This is a genomic window from Actinomycetospora sp. (assembly GCF_055612215.1).
In genome coordinates, this window is sequence record NZ_JBVPVA010000541.1 from 1 (window position 1) to 3,010 (window position 3,010).

A 3,010-nucleotide genomic window follows, 5' to 3' on the forward strand; every position below is an offset into this window, starting at 1 on the left:
GCGGGGTCCCCGGGCCGGCCGTGGACCGGCGTCCCGAACGCAGCGACGACCTCGCACCCGCGCCCGGCAGTTCCGGCGCCTGACCCCCGTCCGGGCAGGTCCGTCCGGCCCGCGGTGCAACATCGGCGCCCTCCCCGGCGATGGACAGACGTGCGCCGCGTGCCGCGACGCCGACGATTCGGAGGACACCGGAGTGGACGACGGACGGGTCCTGCCCGGGGAGAGTTCCTGGGAGGCGCTCCCGGGGCGGGCCCTGGAGGTCCTCGCCCGTGCGTGCGGCGCCCGGCGCGGCCCCGTCGGCCGTCCGGGTCGGGCCCCGGAGCCCCCGACGGTCGAGTCCGTCGAGCGGCTGGCGGCGGGGGTGACGACGTTGGCGGCGGCGCTGGCTCCCGCGGGGTCCGACGCCACCGGGACGGGCCGTCCCGCGACGGCGACACCGGACGCGGCCGTCGAGCTGCGTCGGGTGGTGGAGCTCCTCGCCGAGCTCGGTGAGGCGGCCCGGCGGGTCGCCGCGTCCGCCGGCGCCGTCGGTCAGGAACCGGCCGCCGAGGCCGCCGACTCCGTCATGTGTGTGGCGTTGACCCTGCGGATCCTCGCCGAACTCGTCCTGCGAACCGTCCCGCGGACCGACGCGGACGGTCGTCGGACCCGCTGAGGAGCGCCGAGCGCCAGACGTCCCCGGCGGCCACGTCGCCGAGCGTGGCCGGGAGGTCCGACGCCCGGGCCACCGCGTCGACGAACGCGGAGCCGGGGTCGACCGCGCCGAGGGGTCGGACCACCTGGACGTGGAGGCGCTCGCTCCCGACGGTGATCCGGAAGCCGCGGGCACGGCGATCGAGGGCCAGATCGGGCCCCGTGGGGTCCCAGGACGCCGCGAGGTCGACGTCGAACACCGGCCCGCGGCTGGAGGTGAAGCACAGCCGGCCCCCGGCGAGGCGGAGCACGCCCGGCACGTGCGTCACCTCCCGCACGATCCACGCGGGTCCGATGCAGCCGACCTCGTCCGGTCGGTCGGAGGACGCCCGGGGAGCCGGCAGGGGCAGCGCGACCGGGACGCGTGACGCAGCGTGGGGAACCACGGTGTGCTCCCGGCGCAGGGAGGGGTTCACGGGCGGCCCTCCCTCCGCGGGCGTCGCGCCGGCCCGCTGCGGAGCCGGCGCGCCTCCTGTGTGTCCATCGACCACTCAAACGTCCGCGAGCGCGGAGTGTCATGCTCCGGGCGGGGGAGTCGGGCGTGGCAACAGGGTGGATATTTCGATCTGGTGGCGAAGGGTTCCCAAAACGGGGCCGAACGGGTGACCCGTTGACCTTCTTCTCGAAAGAGTTCTCCCGAACGTCACTCTCTGCTGGCATGCTACCCGCCATGAGTGGACCAAACCCGTCGTACGGCCCCGGGCCTGCGGACGGACAGGGAGGGTCGTCGCCCTACGGTGCGCCGGGCGACTACTCCGCGCAGTCATCGGCCACGGCCGGTCCGGTGGCGGGAGCGCCCGCGGCCGCGCCGGGCGGTTACGGACCCCCGCACCCGCAGAGCGGGGGCTACGGCCCGCCGCCCAACTACGGCGGTGGACCGACGTACGGCCCGCCCTCCGGCCAGGGCTACGGCGCCGGTCCCGGGTACGGCGCGGGCCCGGGCTACGGCGGGGCCCCCGGGTACGGCGGCGGTCCGGGGTACGGCTACGGCGCGGCACCCGGCTACGGCTCGGCCCCCGGCTACGGCGCGGCCCCGGGGCAGGGCATCCCGCCCGGCGCCCCGGGCTCGGTCGACGTCGTCGGCAGCCGCGTCGGGCAGTACATCGTCGACGCGCTCATCACGGCCGTCCCGCTGATCGTGCTGCTCATCCTCAGCGGCGTGCTCGCGGCGGCGTCGTACGACTCCGCGGTGCTCGGGCTGATCGGCGGCGTCCTCTACTTCTTCGCCTGGCTCGCGGCGCTCGCGTCGGGCTTCGTCGTCTACGCCTGGTGGCCGTCCACCCACGGCGGGCAGACGCCGGGCATGAAGTGGCTGGGTCTGAAGATCATCCGCGAGGAGGACGGCGGCGAGCCGACCCTGGGCCAGCACGCCCTGCGGTGGCTGCTGCTGATCGTCGACGGCATGGTCGCCGGCCTCGTCGGGCTCGTCATCATGTCCACCTCCGAGCGTAAGCAGCGCCTCGGGGACATGGCGGCGCACACCCTCGTCGTCCGCGTCTGACGGGGACGCGCGGGCGGCGTGCCACTCCGCCGCCCGTGCACACCGCGTCGTCCGACGGGCGTCGCGGTTCGGGGAACGTCACCCGTCCGGGGCAGTGACGAACTCCCCACCTGACCGTGTGGAAACGCCGACCGGCGAACGAGCGACATCCATGGCAAGGAGAGGACGCCGTGGACCTCTCGATCGTCGAGTCGACGCCGGCCGAGGCCGGTGCCAGGAGGTAGTGCTGTGAGCTCCGAACGGGCCGACACCTTCGGTCGCGCCGAGCGCCGCGAGGTCGAGGGCGGCCAGGGCGGGTACGCGATGTGGGTCGCCTGGATCGACGCGTTCCGGCGGGGGGAGAACCGGGACACCGCGGGGCTCCCGCCGATCGACGGGGGCATGGGTTCCTACGTCGAGGCCCGGCTCCTCGAGCGCCTCTCCGCGGCCTTCAGCGAGCGGGTCCGCCAGTGGCAGACCGTCCTCGGCGCCCGCATCGTGGCCGCGCCGCCGGGCGACGAGGCCGGGGTGACCGCCCTCCTGCGCGACGCCGCCGCGGGACTCGAGCCGCTCGCGCGGATCGCCGGGTCGCCGCTGCTGCCGCGCTCCATGTCGCTCGCGATGCACGACCTCCTGGGCCAGGTGCGCGCGGGCGCCCGCGAGGCGGTCGAGGAGAGCTCCCGCCGGGTGCGCGAGCCGGTGCACGAGCCCCGCGTCGCCCGGGTCGCCCGCCGCCCCGCGAACAGCCCGGTACCCGCCCAGCGGACCGCCGGCGGCGTCCGCGTCGGACGGGTCCCCGGCCCGGCGAGCGCGGCCCCGGCCCCCGGGCCGGCCACG

The 3,010-nt window shown here is 76.3% G+C and carries 3 protein-coding genes; all 3 read left to right on the forward strand.

Annotation, left to right across the window (positions count from 1 at the left end; all coding sequences use genetic code 11):
- The first annotated feature begins 193 nt into the window (after window positions 1-193).
- Entirely contained in the window at window positions 194-655 is a 462-nt protein-coding gene (locus AC0CYZ_RS15135) for a hypothetical protein (protein ID WP_472216719.1), read from the forward strand.
- Window positions 656-1,477: 822 nt separating this feature from the next.
- Complete coding sequence (locus AC0CYZ_RS15140) at window positions 1,478-2,194, forward strand: RDD family protein (protein WP_472216721.1); 717 nt, start codon at window positions 1,478-1,480, stop codon at window positions 2,192-2,194.
- Window positions 2,195-2,422: 228 nt separating this feature from the next.
- Window positions 2,423-3,010 (forward strand): hypothetical protein (locus AC0CYZ_RS15145; RefSeq protein ID WP_472216723.1); only part of this gene is annotated, 588 nt, incomplete at its 3' end.